At 44.1% G+C, this 22,626-nt stretch carries 26 protein-coding genes; 15 read left to right on the plus strand and 11 right to left on the minus strand.

Features of this window, described 5'->3' with window-relative positions:
• The first annotated feature begins 77 nt into the window (after nucleotides 1–77).
• A complete protein-coding gene (locus tag MUY27_RS08055) occupies nucleotides 78–1,472 on the plus strand; it encodes an MBL fold metallo-hydrolase RNA specificity domain-containing protein (RefSeq protein ID WP_245129491.1) in 1,395 nt (464 codons plus the stop codon).
• A 47-nt stretch (nucleotides 1,473–1,519) separates the two neighbouring features.
• Here MUY27_RS08055 and MUY27_RS08060 read toward each other — a convergent pair whose 3' ends face one another.
• From MUY27_RS08060 to MUY27_RS08080, 5 genes are all read right to left on the minus strand, one after another.
• Entirely contained in the window at nucleotides 1,520–2,470 is a 951-nt protein-coding gene (locus MUY27_RS08060) for a D-2-hydroxyacid dehydrogenase (RefSeq protein ID WP_245129492.1), read from the minus strand.
• A gap of 79 nt (nucleotides 2,471–2,549) precedes the next feature.
• Entirely contained in the window at nucleotides 2,550–3,617 is a 1,068-nt protein-coding gene (gene serC / locus MUY27_RS08065; RefSeq protein ID WP_245129493.1) for a 3-phosphoserine/phosphohydroxythreonine transaminase, read from the minus strand.
• 163 nt (nucleotides 3,618–3,780) lie between these two features.
• Nucleotides 3,781–4,434 carry a ribulose-phosphate 3-epimerase gene (rpe, locus tag MUY27_RS08070; RefSeq protein WP_245129775.1) on the minus strand — a complete coding sequence of 218 codons (654 nt, stop codon included), beginning with the start codon at nucleotides 4,432–4,434 and terminating at the stop codon, nucleotides 3,781–3,783.
• Nucleotides 4,435–4,573: 139 nt separating this feature from the next.
• On the minus strand, nucleotides 4,574–5,533 hold the full coding sequence (trxB, locus tag MUY27_RS08075) for a thioredoxin-disulfide reductase (protein ID WP_245129494.1): 960 nt from the start codon (nucleotides 5,531–5,533) through the stop codon (nucleotides 4,574–4,576).
• 129 nt (nucleotides 5,534–5,662) lie between these two features.
• Nucleotides 5,663–6,838, minus strand: coding sequence for a dipeptidase (locus tag MUY27_RS08080; RefSeq protein ID WP_245129495.1), 1,176 nt, complete (start codon nucleotides 6,836–6,838; stop codon nucleotides 5,663–5,665).
• Nucleotides 6,839–6,991: 153 nt separating this feature from the next.
• Here MUY27_RS08080 and MUY27_RS08085 point away from each other — a divergent pair, with 153 nt between their 5' ends.
• Nucleotides 6,992–7,195 carry a hypothetical protein gene (locus tag MUY27_RS08085; protein WP_245129496.1) on the plus strand — a complete coding sequence of 68 codons (204 nt, stop codon included), beginning with the start codon at nucleotides 6,992–6,994 and terminating at the stop codon, nucleotides 7,193–7,195.
• 61 nt (nucleotides 7,196–7,256) lie between these two features.
• On the opposite strand, the gene MUY27_RS08090 is transcribed toward MUY27_RS08085, so the two are convergent.
• Nucleotides 7,257–8,222 (minus strand): glycosyltransferase family 2 protein, encoded by a 966-nt coding sequence (locus tag MUY27_RS08090; protein WP_245129497.1) that lies wholly within the window; start codon nucleotides 8,220–8,222, stop codon nucleotides 7,257–7,259.
• Nucleotides 8,223–8,288: 66 nt separating this feature from the next.
• Nucleotides 8,289–8,645 (minus strand): DUF4174 domain-containing protein, encoded by a 357-nt coding sequence (locus tag MUY27_RS08095; RefSeq protein WP_245129498.1) that lies wholly within the window; start codon nucleotides 8,643–8,645, stop codon nucleotides 8,289–8,291.
• A 216-nt stretch (nucleotides 8,646–8,861) separates the two neighbouring features.
• Here MUY27_RS08095 and mtaB point away from each other — a divergent pair, with 216 nt between their 5' ends.
• The 7 genes from mtaB (at nucleotide 8,862) to MUY27_RS08130 (ending at nucleotide 15,628) form a co-directional block, all read left to right on the plus strand.
• Nucleotides 8,862–10,181 (plus strand): tRNA (N(6)-L-threonylcarbamoyladenosine(37)-C(2))-methylthiotransferase MtaB, encoded by a 1,320-nt coding sequence (gene mtaB / locus MUY27_RS08100; RefSeq protein WP_245129499.1) that lies wholly within the window; start codon nucleotides 8,862–8,864, stop codon nucleotides 10,179–10,181.
• 138 nt (nucleotides 10,182–10,319) lie between these two features.
• Nucleotides 10,320–11,489, plus strand: coding sequence for a prolipoprotein diacylglyceryl transferase (locus MUY27_RS08105; RefSeq protein ID WP_245129500.1), 1,170 nt, complete (start codon nucleotides 10,320–10,322; stop codon nucleotides 11,487–11,489).
• On the plus strand, nucleotides 11,479–11,949 hold the full coding sequence (locus MUY27_RS08110) for a GtrA family protein (protein WP_245129501.1): 471 nt from the start codon (nucleotides 11,479–11,481) through the stop codon (nucleotides 11,947–11,949). The genes MUY27_RS08105 and MUY27_RS08110 overlap by 11 nt, the downstream gene beginning before the upstream one ends.
• Nucleotides 11,930–12,727 (plus strand): inositol monophosphatase family protein, encoded by a 798-nt coding sequence (locus MUY27_RS08115; protein ID WP_245129502.1) that lies wholly within the window; start codon nucleotides 11,930–11,932, stop codon nucleotides 12,725–12,727. The genes MUY27_RS08110 and MUY27_RS08115 overlap by 20 nt, the downstream gene beginning before the upstream one ends.
• 145 nt (nucleotides 12,728–12,872) lie before the next feature.
• Nucleotides 12,873–14,342, plus strand: a complete 1,470-nt coding sequence (guaB, locus tag MUY27_RS08120; protein WP_245129503.1) for an IMP dehydrogenase — start codon at nucleotides 12,873–12,875, stop codon at nucleotides 14,340–14,342.
• 82 nt (nucleotides 14,343–14,424) lie between these two features.
• The gene (locus tag MUY27_RS08125) at nucleotides 14,425–14,991 is read left to right on the plus strand and encodes an arylesterase (protein WP_245129504.1); all 567 of its coding nucleotides are present in this window, start codon (nucleotides 14,425–14,427) and stop codon (nucleotides 14,989–14,991) included.
• 52 nt (nucleotides 14,992–15,043) lie between these two features.
• A complete protein-coding gene (locus MUY27_RS08130; protein ID WP_245129505.1) occupies nucleotides 15,044–15,628 on the plus strand; it encodes an LOG family protein in 585 nt (194 codons plus the stop codon).
• Here the strand turns inward: MUY27_RS08130 and MUY27_RS08135 are convergent.
• Both MUY27_RS08135 and MUY27_RS08140 read right to left on the minus strand, forming a co-directional pair.
• Nucleotides 15,625–15,879 (minus strand): hypothetical protein, encoded by a 255-nt coding sequence (locus MUY27_RS08135; RefSeq protein WP_245129506.1) that lies wholly within the window; start codon nucleotides 15,877–15,879, stop codon nucleotides 15,625–15,627. The genes MUY27_RS08130 and MUY27_RS08135 overlap by 4 nt on opposite strands.
• 3 nt (nucleotides 15,880–15,882) lie before the next feature.
• The gene (locus MUY27_RS08140) at nucleotides 15,883–16,191 is read right to left on the minus strand and encodes a hypothetical protein (protein ID WP_245129507.1); all 309 of its coding nucleotides are present in this window, start codon (nucleotides 16,189–16,191) and stop codon (nucleotides 15,883–15,885) included.
• 118 nt (nucleotides 16,192–16,309) lie between these two features.
• Between MUY27_RS08140 and MUY27_RS08145 the strand changes: the two genes are divergently transcribed.
• The 6 genes from MUY27_RS08145 (at nucleotide 16,310) to MUY27_RS08170 (ending at nucleotide 20,441) form a co-directional block, all read left to right on the plus strand.
• Nucleotides 16,310–16,699, plus strand: coding sequence for a helix-turn-helix domain-containing protein (locus tag MUY27_RS08145; RefSeq protein ID WP_245129508.1), 390 nt, complete (start codon nucleotides 16,310–16,312; stop codon nucleotides 16,697–16,699).
• A gap of 224 nt (nucleotides 16,700–16,923) precedes the next feature.
• Complete coding sequence (locus tag MUY27_RS08150; protein ID WP_245129509.1) at nucleotides 16,924–17,400, plus strand: DUF4442 domain-containing protein; 477 nt, start codon at nucleotides 16,924–16,926, stop codon at nucleotides 17,398–17,400.
• A gap of 3 nt (nucleotides 17,401–17,403) precedes the next feature.
• Nucleotides 17,404–17,856, plus strand: a complete 453-nt coding sequence (locus MUY27_RS08155) for a GNAT family N-acetyltransferase (RefSeq protein ID WP_245129510.1) — start codon at nucleotides 17,404–17,406, stop codon at nucleotides 17,854–17,856.
• 17 nt (nucleotides 17,857–17,873) lie between these two features.
• Nucleotides 17,874–18,497, plus strand: a complete 624-nt coding sequence (locus MUY27_RS08160) for an AlbA family DNA-binding domain-containing protein (protein WP_245129511.1) — start codon at nucleotides 17,874–17,876, stop codon at nucleotides 18,495–18,497.
• 49 nt (nucleotides 18,498–18,546) lie between these two features.
• Nucleotides 18,547–19,926, plus strand: a complete 1,380-nt coding sequence (locus MUY27_RS08165) for an MATE family efflux transporter (protein ID WP_245129512.1) — start codon at nucleotides 18,547–18,549, stop codon at nucleotides 19,924–19,926.
• Entirely contained in the window at nucleotides 19,926–20,441 is a 516-nt protein-coding gene (locus MUY27_RS08170; RefSeq protein ID WP_245129513.1) for a 2'-5' RNA ligase family protein, read from the plus strand. Before MUY27_RS08165 ends, MUY27_RS08170 begins: the two co-directional genes overlap by 1 nt.
• Here MUY27_RS08170 and MUY27_RS08175 read toward each other — a convergent pair.
• Both MUY27_RS08175 and kynU read right to left on the minus strand, forming a co-directional pair.
• On the minus strand, nucleotides 20,432–21,334 hold the full coding sequence (locus MUY27_RS08175; protein WP_245129514.1) for a histone deacetylase family protein: 903 nt from the start codon (nucleotides 21,332–21,334) through the stop codon (nucleotides 20,432–20,434). The two genes, MUY27_RS08170 and MUY27_RS08175, sit on opposite strands and share 10 nt — an antisense overlap.
• A 7-nt stretch (nucleotides 21,335–21,341) precedes the next feature.
• Nucleotides 21,342–22,625, minus strand: coding sequence for a kynureninase (gene kynU, locus MUY27_RS08180; protein ID WP_245129515.1), 1,284 nt, complete (start codon nucleotides 22,623–22,625; stop codon nucleotides 21,342–21,344).
• Between the last annotated feature and the right edge of the window lies 1 nt (nucleotide 22,626).

The raw sequence follows: 22,626 nt of genomic DNA on the forward strand, positions 1-22,626 counted from the left end.
TCATAGACATTCTTTAAATTGGCTATGTTACCAACTATGAACTATCATCTGTTAACTATGAACACAGAACTATACGAATGAAATTAACTATACACGGGGCAGCCCGTCAGGTAACAGGAAGCATGCATTTGCTGGAAGTTGCCGGATATAAAATATTAATTGATTGCGGCCTTGATTATGAGAAAGACCGCGGCATTCAATCGAACGAGAATTTTCCGTTCAACCCTGAAGATATTGATGTGGTGATATTAACCCATGCCCATATCGACCATTCAGGAAATTTACCCACCTTAGTAAGGTTAGGTTTTGAAGGACAAATCCTTTGCACCCCACCCACTGCAGACCTGGCAGAGTTACTGCTGATGGATTCTGTTAGTCTGTTCTATCAGAAAATGCAGAAGCCGCGTAAGCACCGCCGCGGGGGGAAACACCATCATCATGCGCAACCTTTGTATTTACAAAAACATGTGATGGATACCGTCGACAGGTTTGTAACTATTGGGTTTAACCGTCCATTTCGTATCAATGAGAACATCGAGCTCACTTTAATCCCTGTCGGCCATTTATTAGGCGCAGCGGCAGCGGTCTTAAAAATTAACGACAACGGCGAAGAAAAGACCATCGCATTTACAGGGGATATCGGCCGCAAGAATTATCCGGTTCTGGTAGATCCGCAGGCTTTACCTCCAGTTGATTATCTGGTGTCTGAATCTACTTACGGCGGACGGCACCACACCACAGAACGCACTATTGAGGAAGTGCTGGTAGAAACCATCGACAAGGCTTGTATCAAGGAGCCGGGCAGGTTAATTATTCCGGCATTTAGTATTGGCCGTACGCAAGCTTTAGTGTACTCGCTCAATAAGATCTTCAGTAAAGGTTTATTGCCGAGGGTGAAGGTTTTTGTAGACAGTCCGCTGGCTGCAAGATCAACCGAAACTTTCCGGAAATACCATAACCTGCTGAACGAAGATGCTCAAAGCTTCTATAACTTCCAGGGTGACGAATTTGAGTTTGACAACCTCACCTATATCGAGAACCTGAAGGACAGCAGGCAAATATCGAATTATTTTGAACCTTGTATCATCATCTCTTCGGCAGGTATGCTGGAAGGTGGCCGTATTCAGGATCACCTCTTCTACAACATTCAGAATTATTACTGCACCATCCTGTTTATCGGGTATTGCGCCAAAGGGACGTTAGGTTACCGTTTGTTGCGTGGCGATCCTGTAGTGCATATCAAAGACCGCGACCTGGCTGTTTATGCCACCATTAAACAAACAGACTTATTCAGCGCTCATGGCGATCATAACGATTTGATGAACACGGTTAAGCAACTGGATAAAGAAAAACTACGCGAAGTATTTTTAGTGCATGGCGATCCGGAAAGTATGGAAGCCTTTGAAGAGGCGTTGATGGAAGAAGGTTATGCCACTACCATCCCCGAGAAGGGACAGACATATGTACTGTAAAAAATGAGTTAAAATAATTAAGGCCTCTTTTTGGAGGCCTTAATTATTTATTGCTTGAAGTGATTGATAATCAGGTTGGCAAGCTCGGTACCTACACGCTCTTGCGCTTCATTTGTAGAAGCACCGATGTGCGGGGTTAATGAAATTTTTGGATGGGTAAGAATTTCTGCACGTGGGGTTGGTTCGTTATCGAACACATCCAGACCTGCAAAAGCTACTTTACCACTATTCAATGCTTCAACCAGAGCAAGCTCGTCAATCAACCCGCCTCTTGAACAGTTGATTACGCCCACGCCTTTTTTCATTTTGGCGAACTCTTCCGCACCTAAAATCGGCTTTTCTATAAATGGTGTATGAAGGGTGATGAAATCGCTCTGGGCGATAATCTCTTCGGTAGTTGCAGCAGTTACGGGTACGCGTACGATAGTTCCGCCACCTAAAACCAGTTCCAGTTCAGGATCAAACGGGTAAAGGTCATAAGCAAGCACCGTCATGCCCAGGCCTAAAGCAGCTTTTGCTACCTCGCGGCCGATACGGCCAAAGCCCATAATACCCAAAGTTTTTCCGCGAAGTTCGATGCCTTTGGCATAAGCTTTTTTCAGGTCGTTAAACTTGGTGTTACCTTCAACAGGCATTTTGCGGTTGCTGTCCTGAAGGAAACGCGCACCGGTGAACAGGTGACCTAATACCAGTTCTGCAACAGATAATGAAGATGAAGCCGGCGTATTATAAACCGGGATGTTTTTAGATTGCGCGTATTCGACATCGATGTTATCTAAACCTACACCGCCGCGGCCAATTAATTTTAAGTTCGGGCAAGCGTCAATCAGGGCTTTACGCACTTTGGTAGCGCTGCGAACCGTAATTGCGTCGTAAGCCTGTAGTTTTTCAGGAAGTTCATCCTGCGGTATAGTCTGGGTATCTACCTGAAATCCAGCTTCTTCCAGTAATTTTTTTCCTACCGGATCTATACCGTCGTTAGCTAATATTTTGATCATGATGAGTTAAGTTAAGCACCATTTCCCTCTAAAGGGGAAGCATAAGTCTTTTATCCCCTTTTTATAGGGAGTGAGATATTTATTTATTCTTTTCTGCAAATTCCTGCATAGCGTCAATCAGCACATGAACGCTGGTGATTGGCAATGCATTGTAAATTGATGCTCTGAAACCGCCAACACTACGGTGACCTTTTACCCCAACGATGCCTTTTTCGTCGCAAAGTTTCAGGAATGGTTTTTCGTGTTCAGGGTTCTCTGCAACAAAGCAAACGTTCATATCAGAACGGTCTTCTTTAGCACAAACACCTTTGAACAGTGGGTTGCGGTCAATCTCTGTATACAGTGCATCTGCTTTTGCACGGTTTTCCTTTTCGATCGCTTCTACCCCACCTTTGGCCTTTAACCAACGTAAAGTGAGCATAGATACATAGATCGGATACACCGGAGGGGTGTTATACATCGACCCACCTTCGATCTGTGTCTGATAGTTAAACATTGCAGGGATTTTGCGGTCTGCCTTGCCTAAGATCTCGTCTTTGATCACCACAAGCGTAGTACCCGCAGGACCCATATTTTTTTGCGCACCAGCATAGATCAGGCCGAAATCTGCTACATTGATCTTACGGCTGAAGATATCTGAAGACATATCGCAAACTACCGGTACCGGTGAAGGGAAGAATTGCTTCAGCTGGGTTCCGTAAATGGTATTATTGGAAGTGATATGAAAATACGAAGCATCAGCAGGAATGGTAAAATCCTTCGGAATGTAAGTAAAGTTGCTTTCTTTAGAAGTTGCAACCACTTCAACATTGCCAAAATATTTCGCTTCTTTTAGCGCTTTGTTCGCCCATACGCCCGACTCGAGATAAGCCGCTTTACCGGTTTCCGGAAGCAGGTTGTAAGGTACCATCGCAAACTGAGTGCTGGCGCCTCCCTGCAGAAATAACACAGAGTACCCTTCGGGCACACCTAACAGTTCTTTCACCAGACGGACAGCTTCATCTAATACTGCTTCAAACTCTGCAGAACGGTGCGAAATTTCAAGGATGGATAAACCAATTCCGTTAAAATCTACTACCGCTTCAGCAGCCTGTTTCAGTACCTCGTGAGGCAGAATGCCCGGCCCGGCTCCAAAATTATGTTTCATATCAGTTATTAGTGACCAGGGGTTTACTGGTCGCCCCGAAATTAACTAATTGAGATATATTTTTGGCAAAAAAATGATGTATTTATTAACAGGCCTTTATAATTAAAACCTTGTGATTAAAAACTTTATCAGGTGCGGGTATAAAAAACTACAAAATCGATAGTTAAAGAGGGTTTTTAAGGGTTCTGATCATGTGCAGAGGGTCTGCTGCAGAAAACACGGTATTGCCAGCAACAAGTACATTGGCACCTACAGAGATGAGGTTATTCACATTAAACTGGTCTACCCCCCCGTCAATTTCGATCAGCAGATCAGGGTTTTCTTTCGCTGCAAGCTCTTTCAGCTGGGCTATTTTACGGTAAGTATTATGAATAAATTTTTGTCCGCCGAAGCCTGGATTAACCGACATGATCAGCACCATATCCAGATCGGCAATGATCTCTGAAAGTAAATTGACCGGTGTATGCGGATTAAGCGCTACCCCTGCTTTACAACCCGCTTCTTTAATGCCCTGAACCGTACGGTGAAGGTGTGTGCAGGCCTCGTAATGAACGGTAATGCCATGTGCACCGCCTTCTGCAAATTGTTTAATGTATCGGTCCGGGTCGACGATCATCAAATGCACATCCAAGGGCTTTTCTGCGATCTTGGCTACAGATTTTAATACCGGGAAGCCAAAGGAAATATTAGGAACGAACAGGCCGTCCATGATGTCTACGTGGATCCAATCCGCTTCGCTTTGATTCAGCATTTCAATATCACGCTGCAAATTACCAAAGTCGGCAGCCAGGATAGACGGGGCAATCAGGTGGTTCATCATAGGGCAAAGATATAGAATTTATAAAGAGCGCTAAACCTATCGTGTTGGTTTATGATGCGATTTCTGAAGGAGAAAGTCCCAACAAAAAAGGCCACCCATCAGGCAGCCTCGATATTTTATCTTCGTTAAGCTCTTTTTAAACTTCTAAAGCAGCAGCTTCTTTTGCGGCCAAATAACGTTCTGCTTCCAGCGCAGCCATACAACCTGTTCCGGCTGCTGTAATTGCCTGGCGGTAAACATTGTCTTGTGCGTCGCCACAACAGAATACACCTTCTACATTCGTCTGGGTGGTACCTGGTTTAGTCAGGATATAACCATGATCGTCCATATCTATCTGGCCTTTAAATACCTCTGTATTCGGGTGGTGACCAATAGCTACAAAGAAACCCGTTACATCGAGCACTTGCTCTTCATTGGTTTTATTATTGTGAACACGAACGCCTGTTACGTTCTGCCCATCGCCTACAATCTCTTTGGTTTCGGTATTGTAAACTACTTCAATATTTGGTGTGTTCAATACGCGGTTTACCATTGCCTTTGAAGCACGGAATTCGTCGCGGCGAACCAGCATGTAAACTTTACGACAAAGTTTAGCAAGGTAAGTTGCTTCCTCGGCAGCGGTATCACCGGCGCCAACAATGGCAACATCCTGACCGCGGAAAAAGAAACCATCACAAACGGCACAGGCAGAAACACCAAAACCATTATATTTCTGTTCAGACTCTAAGCCCAACCATTTTGCTGAAGCACCTGTTGAAATAATTACCGTATCTGCAAGAATGGTAACGGTTTCATCAACCACTACTTTATGTGGCGCACTGCTAAAATCAACCGAACTTACGTAGCCAAAACGGATGTCTGTACCAAAACGCTCTGCCTGCTTACGGAAATCTTCCATCATCTCCGGACCCATAATTCCGTTCGGATAACCCGGAAAATTTTCTACATCAGTAGTTTGGGTTAGCTGACCGCCGGCCAACATACCGGTATATAAAACTGGTTTCAGATCGGCACGGGCGGCATAAATTGCAGCAGTATATCCGGCAGGTCCTGATCCAATGATCAGGCATTTTACGTGTTCAGTATCTTGAGACATTCGGTATTTGAAATAATGGTCAAAAATAAGCTTTTTAAACCCGGTTAACAAGGGTAAAGCATCAACCCATTGTAGATTTTGGCTGACAGAAGGATGAAATACTTTTCTTCAGTTATTACTTTTCCAGGCTTATCTCGGTTTATTCTTCGCCCAAACTCTGAGGAAATTACCGCCCATTATTTTCTCCACGTCCGGCAAGCTGTAATTTAATGCAAGCAATGCTGCTGTTACCTTCGGGTAATCTGCTACGCTATCTAACCCCAGCGGATAGGATTCCGCACCTTCGAAATCAGCCCCGATGCCGACATGGTCTGCTCCGATCAACTTCACCATATAGTCGATATGTTTAATTAGTAAACTTAACGGTGCACGGATTGCGTCCGATTCCGTCTTATACTTGGCATTGATCATATTTACTGCCCTGTCGTAGTCGTTGTACACTTTTACCAGCGAATCCAGTTCTGTTTTGTGCAATTTCAGGAAGGCGTCCTGTTTCTTGCTGTAAGTACTATCTAAAAAACCACTATAGAAATTCACAAATACCACGCCCCCTTTTTCAGCAATGGCTTTTAGCTGTTCATCCTTTAAATTTCGCTGGTGCGGGCAAAGGCTGTAAACGCAGCTATGCGAGGCGATTACCGGCTTAGTGCTCGTTTTTAAAACATCCCAAAAAGTGTTTTCACCTACGTGCGAAACGTCTACCATTACATTCAGGTCATTTAAACGCTTTACCATCTGTTTCCCCAGGTCTGTTAAACCCAGGTGAGGAAGGGAATCTTTCTTAAAACGCTCGTCCCGGGCAGAGGTGGCCCAGGAGGTACTGTTGTTCCAGGTAAGGGTAAGGTAAACCATACCGCGTTTGGCCAGGCTGTCGATATAGTCTAAACGGTCTTCGATCATGTGGCCACCCTCTACCCCGAAAGCTGCAGCCATTTTACCCATTCGGTTAGCAATAGCGATATCTCTTACATTATGTACAAATTGAATTCGTCGCGGGTAGCGTTTAATCAGCGCATAAAGGCTATCGATCTCGCGGTTGGCATGTTTAAAGGCCGTTCCTTTTCCATAATCATCTTCACACCAGATTGAAAAAATTTGAACGTCCAGTCCGCCCTCTTTTGCCTTCACCAGATCGAAAGCGCCGGTCGACTGTCGTTTACCCAGATCTGCACCAGATATTAACTGACGCGACAAAACATCATCATGCGTATCCACTACCGAAATACGTTCGTGTATGCGGCTGGCATTTTGCGCATAAGAAAAAAGGGAAGACAAAATAAATGCAGCGACAAGGAATCTTTTCATTGCCTAAATATAGTTTTTTAAGATAATATCAGCGGTAGCGCATTATAAATCCTTGGTATAATTTTTAACTGTTAGTAAAAAAAAGGAAAACATTCGAGGCGCAATGGCGTTCTATTGTTGCATCTAATTGATTAACAGACAAAAACGATGATTATGAAAAAGCACATGTTAAAATTCGCTATAGCGATAGCATTAACCGGAAGCATTGCTGCAGGTTGTAGCTCGCAAAAATCCGCAACTACAGGTATGGACAGCACCGGTACCAACATGAGTTCGGGAACGTCCGGCGGTACAGGAACCACCAGCACACCTGACACCACCAAGCGCGACACTACCAAGCAAACGCCGGAACACTAAGAAAAGCAAACGGCTGCCTGATCAAGTCAGGCAGCCGTTTGCAGTTATATCTTAAAGTATATTAAGCGCTTGCAACCACCGGTTTAATTACCTCGCCGTTTGCATAAATCCGGCGAACCTGGTAGGTCTTTTTATTTTGTGACTCGAAGTAAGTGCGCACGTTGATCTCTGCCAGGATACCTAATGTGATCAGTTGGATACCACCAAGCAGGAAAATCAGTCCCAATATCAGCATCGGTTTCCCCCAGATATCGTGCCCCATAATTTTCAGCACCAGTAAATAGGCATTTATCAATACCCCCAGAAAGAACAATACAAAACCCACACTACCAAACAAGTGCATCGGTTTTTGAATGTATTTACGGAAGAAGACCATCAGGATCAAGTCGCTGATTACTTTAAAGGTGCGGTTAATACCATATTTAGATTTACCGTGGATCCGCGCATGGTGCGTCACATCTACCTGGGTAATACGAGCACCCTGTAGTTTTGCCAACACAGGGATAAAGCGGTGCAACTCGCCGTAAAGGCCAAGATTTTCTGCTATTTCCCTGCGGAATATTTTTAGTGTGCAGCCGTAGTCTTTAATGTATACCCCGGTAAGGCGGCGGATTAACGCGTTGGCGATCTTACTTGGAATCTTCCGCAGAACCATTCCGTCCTGGCGGTTTTTACGGTTACCAGCAACTACATCCCAATCTTCATCCTTCAACTTTTGCAACATGGAAGGAATATCTTTAGGATCGTTCTGCAGATCGCCGTCAAGCAGGGCTACGTATTCGCCGGTGGTATAATCTATACCCGCCGTCATGGCCGTACTTTGCCCGTAATTTTTACGCAGCTCTACCAGCTTGATACGGTCTGTAGCGTTGGCAATAATTTCTTTTTGTGTACCGTCTGAAGAACCATCGTCTACAAAAATAACCTCATAATCAATGGTGTTAAGGGCATTATCTATAGCTGCAATAAGCGGACTGATATTTTCCTTTTCGTTAAGTACCGTAATAACTACCGACAATTCGGGCATATGCGCAAGAAATTAAAGCTGCAAAGATAAGTTTTTTAGCAGTATGTCGGGAATACGCACATTGTGTTAGTGTCGGTTGTTCATTTCCTGCTTTCGCATGGGCATAGCATCTACCAGGGAAAACAGCTTTTGAGTACTGACCAACTGATGTGACCGAAGCTTCTCGCCACCATCTTTACCAATTAATACCACCGTAAAGCCAGGCCGGATATGATTGCTCTTATAGACCGAAGTATTTTTTGGCGAATAATACCTTATTTCGACATCGCGCTCGTTTAAACCCTGCTCATCGTGTTTAAGAATTTGTTGTTGCAGATGCAACATATGCTGTGAAGATTGATCTGAAAAGACCATTAACATACGTTTGGGCTGCGGCTTATTAATAATAGCGACAATAGCGGCGGTTAAAAGGTACCTGAACATAACAGCATAACTGCTTTTTAGCGCGTTTGTTATTTAATATTTATAACAATATTGCTACAAGGGTGGCCTCTCCCCAAACCACTCTCCCAAAAGAGAGGGGCTTATTATTTTCTAACGGAAAAGTCAAAAAGCGATTTATACCTGGTTTGAGCGATTAAAGCGCAGCGTGTTTAGTTTCACCCTTAAAGCTAAAAATCTTATCTTTGCGCGTTGGAAATGAGTAAGAAAGTAGCTTTTTATACGCTGGGTTGCAAGCTGAACTATTCGGAGTCTTCTGCTATTGGGCGTCAGTTTAACCAAGCTGGTTATCAAACGGTTCAGTTTACAGAACAGCCGGATGTGTTTGTTATTAATACCTGTTCGGTAACAGAGAACGCGGATAAAAAGTGCAAGAAGATTGTTAAAGAAGCGCTAAAAGTTTCTCCCGCCGCGTATGTGGTTATCGTTGGGTGTTATGCCCAATTGAAACCGCAGGAAATTTCTGAAATACCGGGTGTGGATATGGTACTTGGTGCGGCAGAGAAATTTCAGATCATCGATTATATTAACGACCTCACCAAACAACCAAAAGCATTAGTCTACAATCAGCCCGTTTCTGAAGCTAACCAGTTTGTAAGTTCTTATTCATTTGGCGACCGTACGCGCACTTTTCTAAAAGTTCAGGACGGTTGCGATTACTCATGTACCTTTTGTACTATTCCCCTTGCCCGTGGCAGCAGCCGCAGCGATAATATCGATAATATCGTTGCGCAAGCTGCAGAGATTGCCGCATCGGGTGTTAAAGAAATTGTACTAACGGGCGTAAACATCGGCGATTTTGGTCTACAGGATGGCAAGCGTATCAACCGGTTTATTGAACTGGTACGTGCGCTGGACGAAGTTGAGGGGATAGACCGTATCCGGATCTCTTCAATTGAGCCAAACTTGTTGACTGATGAGATTATAGAATTTGTAGCGACATCTAAAAGGTTCGTTCCACATTTCCACATCCCGCTGCAATCAGGTTCAGATAAGATTTTAGGACTGATGCGTCGCCGGTATAAAAGAAAATTATACGCAGACCGTGTAGCGAAGATTAAAAAGCTCATGCCCGATTGCTGTATCGGGGTAGATGTAATTGTTGGCTTCCCCGGCGAAACCCGCGAGGATTTTATTGATACCTATAATTTCCTGAACGACCTGGATATCTCCTATCTGCACGTGTTCACCTATTCTGAACGTGAAAATACTTTAGCAAAGGAAATGGTGGGCGTAGTTCCGGGTTCAACCCGTGCAGAGCGGAGCAAAATGCTGCACATCCTTTCAGACAAAAAGCGCCGCGCATTTTATGAATCGCAGATCGGGCAACATCTCCAGGTATTGTTCGAGGGGGATATTAAAGATGGTTATATGCACGGTTTTACCCGCAATTATGTAAAAGTTCGTGCAAAATATGATCCCGTACTGGTGAACGAATTGCGTAACGTAAAGTTAACCGGTATTTCTGCCGAGGGTGAAGTTGACATAATGGAACCGGAAGAGATTCTGGTGCATTAACGTTTCTTCTGCTGAAATTTAACCACATACAATTATTCCTGCTTTAATCGCGTTACAAGCTTGTTAACTGTAACTTGATGTTTACTAAAAGATAGGGATTAATAATAAATCCTATATTCGCTACCAAAATATCTACTGATGTTTCCTACGCTTTCAGATCTTATTCGCTACTTCACCGGGGCAAATATTCCGCTTCCGTTCCAGACCTTCGGCTTTTTTGTTGCCCTTGCTTTTATGGCAGCTTATTGGGCATTTGTTGAAGAATTTAAGCGGAAGGAAAAGCTGGGTTATATCCATCCTTTTGAGAAAACAGTTACTATAGGTAAGCCCGCAGGTATAGCCGAATTAGTTAGCAATGGCTTCTTCGGTTTTATTGCCGGTTACAAGATCCTCGACGCTATCCTCAACTACCGAGACTTGGTGAACAGTCCGCAGGACTTTATTCTTTCTACCCGGGGCAATCTTTTAGGTGGTTTGTTGATGGGCGCAGGCTTTGTTTACTGGGCCTACCGCGACGGAAAGAAAAATGAACTTTCTGAACCCGTTACCAAACGCGTAACCGTGCACCCTTACGAACTGATGGGCAATATGCTGATCTGGGCGGCGGTATTTGGTTTCGCGGGAGCTAAAGTGTTTAATGCACTCGAGAACTGGAACGAATTTATGGCCGACCCGGTGGGAATGCTGATCGGCTTTAGTGGCTTAACATTCTATGGCGGCTTAATTTGTGGTGGCGCTGCGGTATTGTATATTGCTCATAACAACGGTATTTCGCCGCTTAAAATGCTGGATATTGGCGCGCCGGGTATGATGCTGGCCTACGGTGTAGGTCGCATCGGTTGCCAAATGGCTGGCGATGGTGATTGGGGCATCCCTAACTTAAACCCGAAACCCAATTGGTTAAGCTGGGCGCCAGACTGGATGTGGGCCTTCAAATATCCGCACAATGTAAATGGATCAGATCCGGGTAACCAGATCGCTAATTGCGTTGGTAAATACTGCAACGAATTAAAATTAGCCGTATACCCCACTCCTTTTTACGAAAGCGTAGTGTGTATCTTATTGTTCCTGCTCTTGTGGAGCCTTCGCGATCGTATTAAAACAACAGGCCTGATGTGGGGAATCTACCTCATCTTAAACGGCGTTGAAAGGTTCCTGGTTGAATTGATCCGTGTGAATACACGTTACCATGTCGCGGGGATTCCTTTTACCCAAGCCGAGTTAATATCTTCTTTACTGGTTATTGCGGGCATTGTTACTTGTGTAATAGTGCTTCGGAAAAAACAACCTATTACCAATGTCGGGTAATAGCATTTTTCAGCAATTGATGCGCAACCAGATTTTCAGGTTTGTTATTTCTGCCGGTACAGGTTTTTTGGTAGACATTATCGCGTACTACGTACTATATAATTTTGTATTTACAGCGCATAGCTACCAAATTATTAACCATAGCGTTAGCAACTATCTGCTGTCTCTGATCATTTCGTTTTTTATGGGGGTATTGGTCAACTTTCTGATCAACCGTTTTCTGGTTTTTTCAGAGTCTACCCTTGCGCCATACAAACAGGCCATTCGTTTTTTTTCGGTAGCTATTATCGGTTTTTTTGCCAATATGCTGGTGCTGAAATTCATGGTGACGATCGTACACCTTTATCCCCCGGTTGCACGTATTGCTGCTGCATTAAGCTTATTTTTTGCAAGCTTTTTTGTTCATAAACTATTCTCATTCAATCTAAAGTTACGCCCAAATGCTGGAGAAAATAATTAACCAGGTAATTGAAGTAGCCAAACAGGCCGGTGCATTTATCCGTGAGGAGCGCTTAAAGTTCGATCCAGATAAAATTGAGTACAAGGGCTTGAATGACCTGGTTTCGTATGTCGACAAAACAGCCGAAAGCATGATTGTGAAGGGGCTGGAAGTAATATTACCCGAAGCAGGTTTCCTGACGGAGGAGAAAACACTGAACCGTAAAGGCGAACGCTACAACTGGATTGTCGACCCGTTAGACGGCACTACTAATTTCATCCACGGCGTACCTGTTTTTGCGGTGAGCATTGCTTTGACCGATAATAATGAGCCCGTTGCGGGAGTGGTATATGAAGTAAACCAGGACGAATGCTTTTATGGCTGGAAAGATGGCGGCGCTTACCTGAATGGGAAAAAGATCAACGTAAGCAAGGCGCCTAAAATTGCGGATACGCTTTTGGCCACCGGTTTCCCTTATTATGATTTTAAACGCCAAGGGCCATATATTGAATTGTTTACAGAACTGATGCAAAGCTGCCATGGCTTAAGGCGATTAGGCGCAGCATCTGTTGATCTTGCATATACTGCTTGCGGCCGCTTTGATGGGTATTACGAATACAACCTTAAACCCTGGGATATTGCTGCCGGGGTGATCATTGTTCGCGAGGCCGGAGGCGATGTTACAGATTTTAATGGTGGCCAAAATCCGTTGGGTGATCTGACAAGTTGCGACGTAGTTGCCACCAACGGCCGTGTTACTACCGAACTGCTAAACACCATTCAAAAGTATTTTCAATAGCAAAACCAGCCCTGAAATCAAGGTAATGTAAATTTAGTGCTAAATAACTAGCGCAAGCGCCTTTTTCTTAATATCTAATTTAGGGAACCGAAATTTTTCTTACCTTTGTCCGGCAAATAATAAATCTCAAACAACATTATTTGCCATGCTCGATTCCTCCAAATTTATCGCCGAAGGTTTAACATATGATGATGTTCTGCTTATCCCGGCTTATTCTGAAGTTTTACCGCGAGATGTTGACACCCGTTCTTTCCTAACCCGTAAGATCCGGTTAAATATTCCGATCATTTCTGCAGCAATGGATACTGTAACCGGTTCGCAACTGGCTATTGCTATTGCGCAGGCTGGTGGTATTGGTATGCTGCACAAAAACATGAGCATACAGGCACAGGCAGAAGAAGTACGTAAAGTTAAACGTTCGGAAAGCGGCATGATCCAGGATCCGGTTACCTTACATGAGGACTCCCTGGTGTCGGACGCATTTAAAATTCTGAGAGAATACAAAATAGGCGGCATACCCGTGGTTACTGACAACGGTACACTAGTAGGCATTATCACCAATCGCGATCTGCGCTTCCAAAAAGATATGAGCAAATCGGTGCGCGAGGTAATGACCAGCGCCAACCTGATCACTGCACCGGAAGGTACTACCCTTTTCCAGGCAGAGGAAATTCTTCAGAATCATAAAATAGAGAAACTTCCGGTAGTTGATGGCAACAATAAACTGGTTGGCTTAATTACTTTTAAAGATATTCAGAAATTTAAGAACTACCCTACTGCCTGTAAAGACGAACATGGCCGTTTACGCGTAGGCGCCGCGGTTGGGGTATCCGGCGATAACATAGAACGTGTAAAAGCATTGGTTGCCGCAGGTGTAGACGTGGTAACGGTTGATACTGCACACGGCCACTCTAAAGGCGTGATTGATATGGTTAAAGCCATCAAACAATTATTCCCGGATTTGCAGGTGATAGCAGGTAACGTAGCCACTGCCGAAGCATCAATTGCGCTGGCAGAAGCGGGTGCAGATGGCGTAAAAGTGGGTATCGGACCGGGTTCTATCTGTACTACCCGTATTGTAGCAGGCGTAGGTGTTCCACAGCTTTACGCCGTTTACGAATGTGCAAAAGCATTGAAAGGAACAGGCATCCCGGTAATTGCAGATGGTGGTATCAAGCAAACAGGCGATATTGTTAAAGCGATTGCTGCAGGTGCAAGCTCTATCATGGCTGGTTCGTTGTTCGCCGGTGTGGAAGAGTCACCGGGTGAAACCATCATTTACGAAGGACGTAAATTTAAATCATACCGTGGTATGGGTTCTGTAGACGCAATGGAGCAGGGTTCTAAAGACCGTTATTTCCAGGACGAAACAGACGTGGTAACTAAACTGGTTCCGGAAGGTATCGTTGGTCGTGTACCTTATAAAGGTACCCTTGCCGAAGTGATCTACCAATATATTGGTGGTTTACGGGCAGGTATGCATTACTGTGGTGCGGCTGATATCCCGGGTTTGCAGGAAGCTAAATTTGTACGTATTACTGCTGCCGGTATGCGCGAATCGCACCCGCACGATATCACCATCACCAAGGAAGCACCAAACTACACCAGCAAATAAAAGGTAGTTCAATAGTTCATTTGTTTATTGGTATTGCTTTTGTAAACTAAGCGTATTAATGAACAAATGGACTTATCTACAAATGAATAACAAAAATATCCTCTTTTTCGGCGACAGTCTTACGGCCGGTTACGGCTTAGGCGATGTGCATAACGAGTCTTTCCCGGCGTTAATTCAGCAGAAGATCAAAGCGCATGGCCTAAATTACCAGGTAATAAATGCCGGCCTGAGTGGGGATACTTCATCCGGAGGGCTTAATCGCTTAAATTATTGGTTAGGAAGGCAAGTTGATGTCTTCATTCTTGAACTGGGTATTAATGATATATTGAGAGGAATCCCTCCTGCTACTACCCATCAAAACCTTCAAACCATAATAGACCGGGTAAAAGAAAAGTATCCGGATGTTAAGCTGGCCTTAATGGGTATGCAGCTGCCTGCTTTTATTCCCGGTGCTTTTGCAGCAGAGTTTCGCAATATCTTCAGCAAGCTGGCCACCGCTAATCACATGGCTTTTGTCCCTTTCTTTCTGGAAGGTGTTGCCGGGATGCCGCACCTGAATCTGCGCGACGGACTTCATCCTTCGGCTGCCGGTTACCGTATTATTGCTGATAAGGTATGGCCGGTTCTGCACCAAGTGTTGATTAGTTAATTTGCCCGTACAACTTTTTATTGGTTACTTACAACATCCTTACAACCTTAACATGAAAGCTATCAGCGTATTTTGTGGCGCCAACTTTAACGGAGATCCTTTTCTTAAAGCAGCAATTGATGAACTTGCCGACGTAATGGTGGCTAAAGATATCACGCTGGTTTTTGGCGGTGGGCGTGTCGGCGTGATGGGCTTGCTTGCAGATGCAGTGCTCTCCCGCGGCGGAAAGGCAATCGGCGTAATCCCGAAGTTTTTAATGGATAAGGAGGTTGGTCATAAAGGCTTAACCGAACTACATATTGTAGAGAATATGCACCAGCGTAAACAAATGATGACCGATTTGTGCGAGGGTGTTATTATGTTGCCCGGCGGCTTCGGTACGCTTGAAGAATTCTTTGAAGTACTAACCTGGTTGCAATTAGGGCTTCACCAAAATCCTGTAGGTTTATTGAACGTGAACGGTTTTTACGACTTTTTACTGCAACAAATGGATGTAATGGTTGAAAGGAAGTTTTTAAAACCGGCAAACAGGCAGTTGATTATTACCTCGTCTAATTCTATAGAATTGATAGACCTGATGAGTAAATTTGATGCTTCACCCGAGGAAGTGTGGTTCCGGGACCGTAACCTAACCTAATTGGTAGTAATCTCTCTTACACCGGTGCCCAAAATTTCGGGTAATGGCGCGCAATTGCTCCAGTTATCTACCAGGTTTTGTATTTGAATAATTCTTTTCGCCAGCTTTTTCATTTTATGATATCGTTTCAAGGTTTTAGCATAGGTATCATCCACTCCTAACCAGTCAAACTGGATGTGCCGGTCAAGCTCTGCCTTCTTTTCACTTTGTTCTGCCAGTAAACAGGCCATCAAATCGGTGTGATAAATCATAGGTCATTTTGATTTTCGTTTAATTTTCTGGGGAGCTGGCTGATTTTCGAGACCGAGGGTTTTAATTGGTTCGATATCGTAAAAAAAGTTTTGTAACTCACCGGGGCCAAGTGCGAACAATTTCTCGAGCAATACTACTTTTTCGTGCGGAATGTCCTGCTTATCATCGAATTTGATTTTTCGATAATTGCTAAATGTTTTTGAACTTACATTTAAAATCTGCGGTATCAGTAGCTGGGCTTTGCGATAGTCTCTTACAGATAATTGACCAAGCAGTTCGTCAATCCTGTATTTAAGCAGGGTTTTTTGCATAGGTTTTCAGTATCGGCAAATATTTTCTATGTTTAGGAAAATTTTTGCTGCACTAAACTATATTAAAGTTAAGTAATAGCAAATTTTAATTCAAACTTTTTTATAGGGAACTCTGCATATGCCTGACAATCAAAAGGATATTTTTTTTACAACAATAGAGAGTAAGATCCGGTTATTGGCAAAGCAGCGGAAGATCACTCTCTCAGAGTTGTCTTCTGCAATCGGGATGACCGAAGCCGGTTTTTACAAGATGTTGTCTACTGATAGTATCAAGGTAAAAACCTTAAAAAAAATAGCCGAGGCACTACATCAACCTATTGTTGTCTTCTTTGAAGAAGAAAAAACCTATAAAACAGATAGCTATAAAGAATATCCACCTATAGCTTTAGCGGCAGAACCCGAATCACAATATCTGAACGAAAAAGAAACGCTGAAGAAGCACATAGAGCTATTGGAGAGCCAGATTTCTGACAAAAACAAGATCATTGAATTGCTGAGCAAGAAATAGCTTTTGCAAGCTACGTCAGTCGTCTTTTAGTAAACAGCTGGAGTGCATTCGCTTTTGTAATATATTTTTTACACAAATAAATAATCAACATTATCAGCATCTCCGTTTTCTTGATACTTATTTAACGATGATCCTCAAAGTGTGTTTGCAATTATTTAAGGTAGCTCATCTGCTGTTTAAAACTTATTCTGTAAATACTCAATGCTAATTTTGATATTAGCAGCATGTCTATCGGAGCTTCTGCGTTAAAATGGGCGTTACGGTTTTATCCGCCAATGTTCCTTCAACGCGTTTGGGTGCAGGATATCGCTAAGGATTTCAGGTCGGCTAGCGTAAAACTCAACAAGAGCCTGTTAAACCGTAATTACAACAACTCAATTTTTGGCGGAACTATTTTCGCGGCAGCTGACCCCTTCTACCCTGTTCTTTTTTACCAGATCTTTACAAAAAAGGGGTACAAAGTAATTGTATGGAGTAAATCGGCAGAGATACAGTTTATTAAGCCGGGCGCTACTGATCTTTTTTTTGCCATTAATATCAGCGAAACTGATATTGCCGATGCCGAACAACTATTGCTGAATGAAGGCAAATTTGTTAAGCCATTTTTGATAGAGGTGTTCAACACAAGCGGTGAACTTTGCGTTACTGTAAGTATTGAAGTTTATATTCGCGACCTTAACTTTATAAATGCCACGACCTGAACTATGTCAATACAAACTAATAATACTGATAACGCTGATGATGGATACATCATTTCAACTGATCCTGCGTTAGTAGATATCGGGAAAGCTTATGATTTTTTGATCAATGAATCTTACTGGGCAGCAGGTTTACAGCTTGAGCGTTTTGAACGTGCAGTGAAGAACTCGATGTGTTTTAGTGTTTGCAAAGATGGCGAATTTGCCGGGTTAGCACGTGTGATTACCGATAAAGCTTCTTTCGCCTATATATGCGACGTATTTATCCTAAAAGAACATCGTGGCAAGGGACTTGGCAAACGCTTGATGGATGCGGTGGTTAACCATCCGGAGTTGGATGGGTTAAGAAGATGGCTGCTCGCAACGCTTGATGCACACGGCTTATATGAGCAGTTTGGCTTTAGCGCCTTGGAGAACATCGACAGATGGATGCAGAAATATAAGCCGTATACTACTTAACAGAACGGAGGCAATGAATGAACATCAGGAAACTGATATATGAAGGTGAAGGTGTTACGCAGGATTTTAAAAAAACGATAACCAGCTGCGAGAAGATCGCTAAGACGATGGTTTCGTTTGCCAATAATAAAGGTGGCCGTTTGCTGATTGGGGTGATGGACGATGGCTCTATCAAAGGGGTAAAATCTGAAGATGAAGAGCGCTACATGATTACCAGGGCTGCGCACTTTTACGCCAAACCTGCGCTTGAGCCCGCCTTTGAAGAGATCTATGTAGATGATAAACTGGTTCTGGTTGTAGATATAGAGGAAAGCGACAGCAAACCGCACTACGCCCTGGGTGAAGACGGCAAATGGTGGGTTTATGTACGCGTGAAGGACAAGAGCGTACTGGCCAGCAAAATTGTAGTGGATGTTTTAAAAAGGTCTGGTGCTGAAAATGGTGTGCTGATTAAATATTCATCAAAAGAAAAAGCATTACTTGAATACCTGGATACGCACGAGCGCATTACTGTTAAGGAGTATTGCGAGCTATTAAACCTTAGTCGCCGAAGAGCCCAGCGGATACTGGTGAACCTGGTTTTATCAGGTGTGATAAAGGTGCATACTACAGAGAAAGAAGAGTTTTATACAGCTGGTTAAGGCTATGTAGAAAAGCCGTACTTTTGTCGGTTCAAAAATCCGGCAAGCCATGAAACGTTACTTCGCTCAATACAAATCACATTACAGGGACAACCTTAAACTGGCTATCCCCGTAGTGATCTCGCAATTGGGTCATATCCTGGTGCAAACGTCAGATAGTATCATTGTTGGTCATTTTGCCGGCACAATAGCCCTTGCTGCCGTGGCGCTGGTAAATAGCCTTTTTATCATCATCATGATGGTCGGTATTGGTATATCTTATGGCCTTACCCCGCTCGTTGCCCAGCAAAATGGCAAGCAGAACTTCGAAGAGTGTGGCAAGCTTTTAGCAAACAGCTTGCTGATTAACCTCTTTACCGGGGCGATCTTGTTTACAACCATATATACCGGTGCGATGCTGCTGCTTGATCATTTACATCAAACACCCGAAGTTGTAGCACAGGCTAAACCATTTTTACTAATCATGGGGCTTTCGGTATTCCCGATGCTGATCTTCAACACCTTTAAGCAGTTTACCGAAGGATTGGGATTCACCAAACAAGCCATGAGCATTTCCATTTGGGGAAACGTGATCAATATTGTTGTTGGTGTGATACTGGTGAAAGGGATGTTCGGCATCAAACCGATGGGGGTACGCGGTGCAGGTTTCAGTACCCTGACAGATCGTTGTATTATGGCAGTAGTAATGGCTTATTATGTGTTCAAATCTGCAAACTTTAAAAAATATCTGGTTGGATTTAAGCGCCATTTCATTACCTGGGCACGTATGCGGGAGATTCTGAAAATCGGCGGACCGGTTGCCATGCAGTATACATTTGAAGTAAGTGCATTCGGCGGGGCGGCTATCATTGTAGGGACGATCGGAGCTGCACCACAGGCTGCGCACCAGGTAGCGCTGAACCTGGCTTCCATCACTTATATGATGGCCAGCGGCGTGTCTGCTGCGGCTGCAATTAAATCAGGTAATTATTTCGGGGCAAAAAAATATACGGATCTGCGTAGTTCTGCTATTGCAAGCTATCACGTAGTGCTGGTGTTTATGTCGGTTACGGCATTGTTGTTCACACTTTTTAACCGCCTGCTACCATGGATTTACACGAGTGATCAGCAGGTTATCGGGATCGCCGCGGAGTTACTACTGATTGCGGCCGTATTCCAGCTTTTTGATGGGGCGCAGGTAATTGGCTTAGGTGTATTGCGTGGTATGGGTGATGTAAACATCCCCACAGTGATTACCTTCCTGGCTTACTGGGTAATTGGTATACCCGTAGGATACGTTTTGGGCTTGCACTTTGGCATGGGTGTTGAAGGGGTGTGGTATGGTTTAGTCGCGGGCCTGCTTACAGCAGCCATATTATTGTATATCCGTTTCAATAAAATCAGCGCGCATCATCAGTATCAAGAACAAGTTATTATCGCGCAAGACTGATGGACGGTTCAACTTCAAATCCGCTTATACTTACACTACAATTAGAGGATTCTGTTCAGGCGTACTTTAACCAGCTCCGGAAAGCTTATTTCCCTGCTGAACGAAATTACCTTGATGCACACCTCACCATGTTTCATCATCTACCAGCGCATGAAAAACAAATCGTGACGGATATTGAATATACCACTTCACAAAATGCCGAATTTAGATTAACTGCATCTGCTGTAGTAGGTATTGGTAACGGCGTTGCGTTTAAAATAGTAAGCGAAGAGTTAGCGCAAATGCACCGGCTGTTACAGCAGCAATGGCACGAATGGTTAATCCCCCAGGATCGGCAAAAGCTTTGGCCGCACATCACCGTGCAGAACAAGGTATCACCAGAAGTAGCAAAAAATCTGAAGGAACAGCTTGAAGAAAATTTCCAGCCCTTTGAATTTAAAGCTACGGGATTAAGCTTGTGGGAATATTTGGGCAGGCCCTGGAAGTCTATCAGAAACTATCAGTTTCAGAAGTAAAGATCATTAGCCAGTCGGTAGGTATTGCAATGCGCTTCAACAATATCCCGGATATCTGGCGAGTAGCCCCCACCCATACTTACCTGTACCGGAATGTTATTTAACTTACACTGTTCCAGTACAAATAAATCCCTCGCCTTACAATCTTCTTTAGTTAATTTTAGCCGCCCAAGTTTGTCACTTTCCAGAACGTCCACTCCTGAAAGATAAAATATAAAATCGGGTTTTTGTTGCCGGATTAGTTCTGGCAATACATTATACAGTACACCTAAATATTCTTCTCCAACTGTTGCATCTTTCAAAGGCACATCCAGATCTGACTTTTCTTTTCTGTAGGGGAAGTTATTTGCCCCGTGCATAGAGAAGGTAAAAACGCGGTCCTCGTTTTGAAAAATCTCTGCCGTTCCGTTCCCCTGGTGTACATCAAGGTCGACGATTAATACGGACTTTGCCAGGCCATGTTTCAGTAAATAATTAGCAGCGATAGCCTGATCATTCAACAGGCAGAATCCTTCGCCCCAATTACTACCGGCATGGTGGGTGCCGCCAGCTACATTAAAAGCAATGCCATTTTCAAAAGCGTAATGGCAACCATCAATTGTTCCTTTAGCGATGCGGATTTCCCGCTCTACTAACCTTGCGGATAAAGGAAAGCCTGTACGCCTTTGCTCCTTTGGTGGCAGTGTCAGGTCGCGGAGCTGTTCCCAGTAGTCGCGCGCATGTGTCAGTAGAATCGTTTCTTCATCAAACGGATCAGGTGAAAAAAGGTTGTCTTTGGTGATGGTGCCCTCATGCAGCAACTGCTCTGGGATCAGCTCGTATTTTAACATCGGGAAACGGTGCCTCGGCGGCAGCGGATGCGCATAAATAGGATCAAAGGCAATCTTTAACATCTAATGCTTAGTATTTTGCTGCTGCCTGGGCGAGCAATGTACCTGCTTTGTAAACGTCGACAAAGGAATTATACAGTGGCACCGGGCTTAAACGGATTACGTCAGGCTCGCGCCAGTCGCCGATCACGCCGTTCTGCATCAAGTAATCAAAAATCTGCTTGCCGTTTTGCGTGCAGATAATAGACAATTGCGCGCCGCGTTGGTCAATATCTTTAGGGGTGATGATTTTGAACTTTTCCTTGCCTGTTTTTTGGTTGATCTGTTCGATCAAAAATTCGAGGTAGTTGGTTAGCTGCTCACTTTTTTGGCGTAAGGCGTTAATTCCACCTGCCTTCTCAAATATTTGCAGCGATGCATAATGGGCAGCCATTAACAGAATGGGACTCGTGCTCACCTGCCATCCGTCGGCACCGGCTTCAGGAACAAAACCCTGCGTCATTTTAAAGCGCTCGTTTAGCTTGTATCCCCACCATCCGGCAAAACGCTTTAATTGATCGTCTCCGAAATGCTTTTCATGCACGAAGATTCCACTGATACCACCGGGACTTGAATTCATGTATTTATACGAACACCAGCAGGCAAAATCCGCTTCCCAATCATGCAACCGCAGCGGAACGTTTCCTGCGGCATGGGCGAGGTCGAAACCTACAATGGCTCCCGCTTCATGACCAGCTTTAGCAATGGCTTTCATATCGAAAACCTGCCCTGTATAATAATTGATCCCGCTAAATAGCACCAATGCTATTTCATCCGCATGCGCTCTGATAGCGTTTATAATATCTCCCGTCTCCAGCAAATACGCACCTTCTCGCGGTGCTACTTCTATGATTGCCTCCTCGGGGTTGAAGCCATGATATTTTACCTGGCTTTCTACTGCGTATTGATCTGAAGGGAAAGCCCCGGCTTCCATTATTATTTTTAAACGTTTGCCCTGTGGCCGGTAGAAGCTCACCATTAATAGGTGCAGGTTGATAGTCAGTGAATTCATCACCGTTACCTCTTCGGGTTTTGCACCAACAATCTGCGATAGCGGTCCAGCGAGCCGGCGGTGGTAACTAATCCATGGGTCGCTACCTTCAAACCATCCTTCTACGCCGAACTGACGCCAAGAGGCAAGCTGCTCAGCAATTACTTCAGCTGTCGTTTTAGGTTGAAGCCCTAAAGAGTTACCGCACAAATAAATAGCGTCTCCACCCTGATGCGGCGGGATGTAAAATTCACTACGAAAATCGCGAAGCGGATCTATATGGTCAAGGCCTTCTGCAAAGGCAAGGCTGTTTTCAAAATTCATC

It is taken from the genome of Mucilaginibacter straminoryzae, assembly GCF_022953055.1.
GTDB lineage: Bacteria > Bacteroidota > Bacteroidia > Sphingobacteriales > Sphingobacteriaceae > Mucilaginibacter > Mucilaginibacter straminoryzae.

What these genes read in the sequence shown, in the direction of transcription:
- trxB (WP_245129494.1), bottom strand. Translation starts at nt 5,533, where the DNA reads ATGTCTCAAGATACTGAACACGTAAAATGCCTGATCATTGGATCAGGA.
- MUY27_RS08165 (WP_245129512.1), top strand. Translation starts at nt 18,547, where the DNA reads ATGAAACGTTACTTCGCTCAATACAAATCACATTACAGGGACAACCTT.
- MUY27_RS08175 (WP_245129514.1), bottom strand. Translation starts at nt 21,334, where the DNA reads ATGTTAAAGATTGCCTTTGATCCTATTTATGCGCATCCGCTGCCGCCG.
- mtaB (WP_245129499.1), top strand. Translation starts at nt 8,862, where the DNA reads ATGAGTAAGAAAGTAGCTTTTTATACGCTGGGTTGCAAGCTGAACTAT.
- MUY27_RS08135 (WP_245129506.1), bottom strand. Translation starts at nt 15,879, where the DNA reads ATGATTTATCACACCGATTTGATGGCCTGTTTACTGGCAGAACAAAGT.
- MUY27_RS08090 (WP_245129497.1), bottom strand. Translation starts at nt 8,222, where the DNA reads ATGCCCGAATTGTCGGTAGTTATTACGGTACTTAACGAAAAGGAAAAT.
- MUY27_RS08115 (WP_245129502.1), top strand. Translation starts at nt 11,930, where the DNA reads ATGCTGGAGAAAATAATTAACCAGGTAATTGAAGTAGCCAAACAGGCC.
- MUY27_RS08095 (WP_245129498.1), bottom strand. Translation starts at nt 8,645, where the DNA reads ATGTTCAGGTACCTTTTAACCGCCGCTATTGTCGCTATTATTAATAAG.
- MUY27_RS08140 (WP_245129507.1), bottom strand. Translation starts at nt 16,191, where the DNA reads ATGCAAAAAACCCTGCTTAAATACAGGATTGACGAACTGCTTGGTCAA.
- MUY27_RS08145 (WP_245129508.1), top strand. Translation starts at nt 16,310, where the DNA reads ATGCCTGACAATCAAAAGGATATTTTTTTTACAACAATAGAGAGTAAG.
- MUY27_RS08105 (WP_245129500.1), top strand. Translation starts at nt 10,320, where the DNA reads ATGTTTCCTACGCTTTCAGATCTTATTCGCTACTTCACCGGGGCAAAT.
- rpe (WP_245129775.1), bottom strand. Translation starts at nt 4,434, where the DNA reads ATGAACCACCTGATTGCCCCGTCTATCCTGGCTGCCGACTTTGGTAAT.
- MUY27_RS08080 (WP_245129495.1), bottom strand. Translation starts at nt 6,838, where the DNA reads ATGAAAAGATTCCTTGTCGCTGCATTTATTTTGTCTTCCCTTTTTTCT.
- MUY27_RS08125 (WP_245129504.1), top strand. Translation starts at nt 14,425, where the DNA reads ATGAATAACAAAAATATCCTCTTTTTCGGCGACAGTCTTACGGCCGGT.
- MUY27_RS08110 (WP_245129501.1), top strand. Translation starts at nt 11,479, where the DNA reads ATGTCGGGTAATAGCATTTTTCAGCAATTGATGCGCAACCAGATTTTC.
- MUY27_RS08170 (WP_245129513.1), top strand. Translation starts at nt 19,926, where the DNA reads ATGGACGGTTCAACTTCAAATCCGCTTATACTTACACTACAATTAGAG.
- guaB (WP_245129503.1), top strand. Translation starts at nt 12,873, where the DNA reads ATGCTCGATTCCTCCAAATTTATCGCCGAAGGTTTAACATATGATGAT.
- MUY27_RS08085 (WP_245129496.1), top strand. Translation starts at nt 6,992, where the DNA reads ATGAAAAAGCACATGTTAAAATTCGCTATAGCGATAGCATTAACCGGA.
- serC (WP_245129493.1), bottom strand. Translation starts at nt 3,617, where the DNA reads ATGAAACATAATTTTGGAGCCGGGCCGGGCATTCTGCCTCACGAGGTA.
- MUY27_RS08060 (WP_245129492.1), bottom strand. Translation starts at nt 2,470, where the DNA reads ATGATCAAAATATTAGCTAACGACGGTATAGATCCGGTAGGAAAAAAA.
- MUY27_RS08160 (WP_245129511.1), top strand. Translation starts at nt 17,874, where the DNA reads ATGAACATCAGGAAACTGATATATGAAGGTGAAGGTGTTACGCAGGAT.
- MUY27_RS08055 (WP_245129491.1), top strand. Translation starts at nt 78, where the DNA reads ATGAAATTAACTATACACGGGGCAGCCCGTCAGGTAACAGGAAGCATG.
- kynU (WP_245129515.1), bottom strand. Translation starts at nt 22,625, where the DNA reads ATGAATTTTGAAAACAGCCTTGCCTTTGCAGAAGGCCTTGACCATATA.
- MUY27_RS08150 (WP_245129509.1), top strand. Translation starts at nt 16,924, where the DNA reads ATGTCTATCGGAGCTTCTGCGTTAAAATGGGCGTTACGGTTTTATCCG.
- MUY27_RS08130 (WP_245129505.1), top strand. Translation starts at nt 15,044, where the DNA reads ATGAAAGCTATCAGCGTATTTTGTGGCGCCAACTTTAACGGAGATCCT.
- MUY27_RS08155 (WP_245129510.1), top strand. Translation starts at nt 17,404, where the DNA reads ATGTCAATACAAACTAATAATACTGATAACGCTGATGATGGATACATC.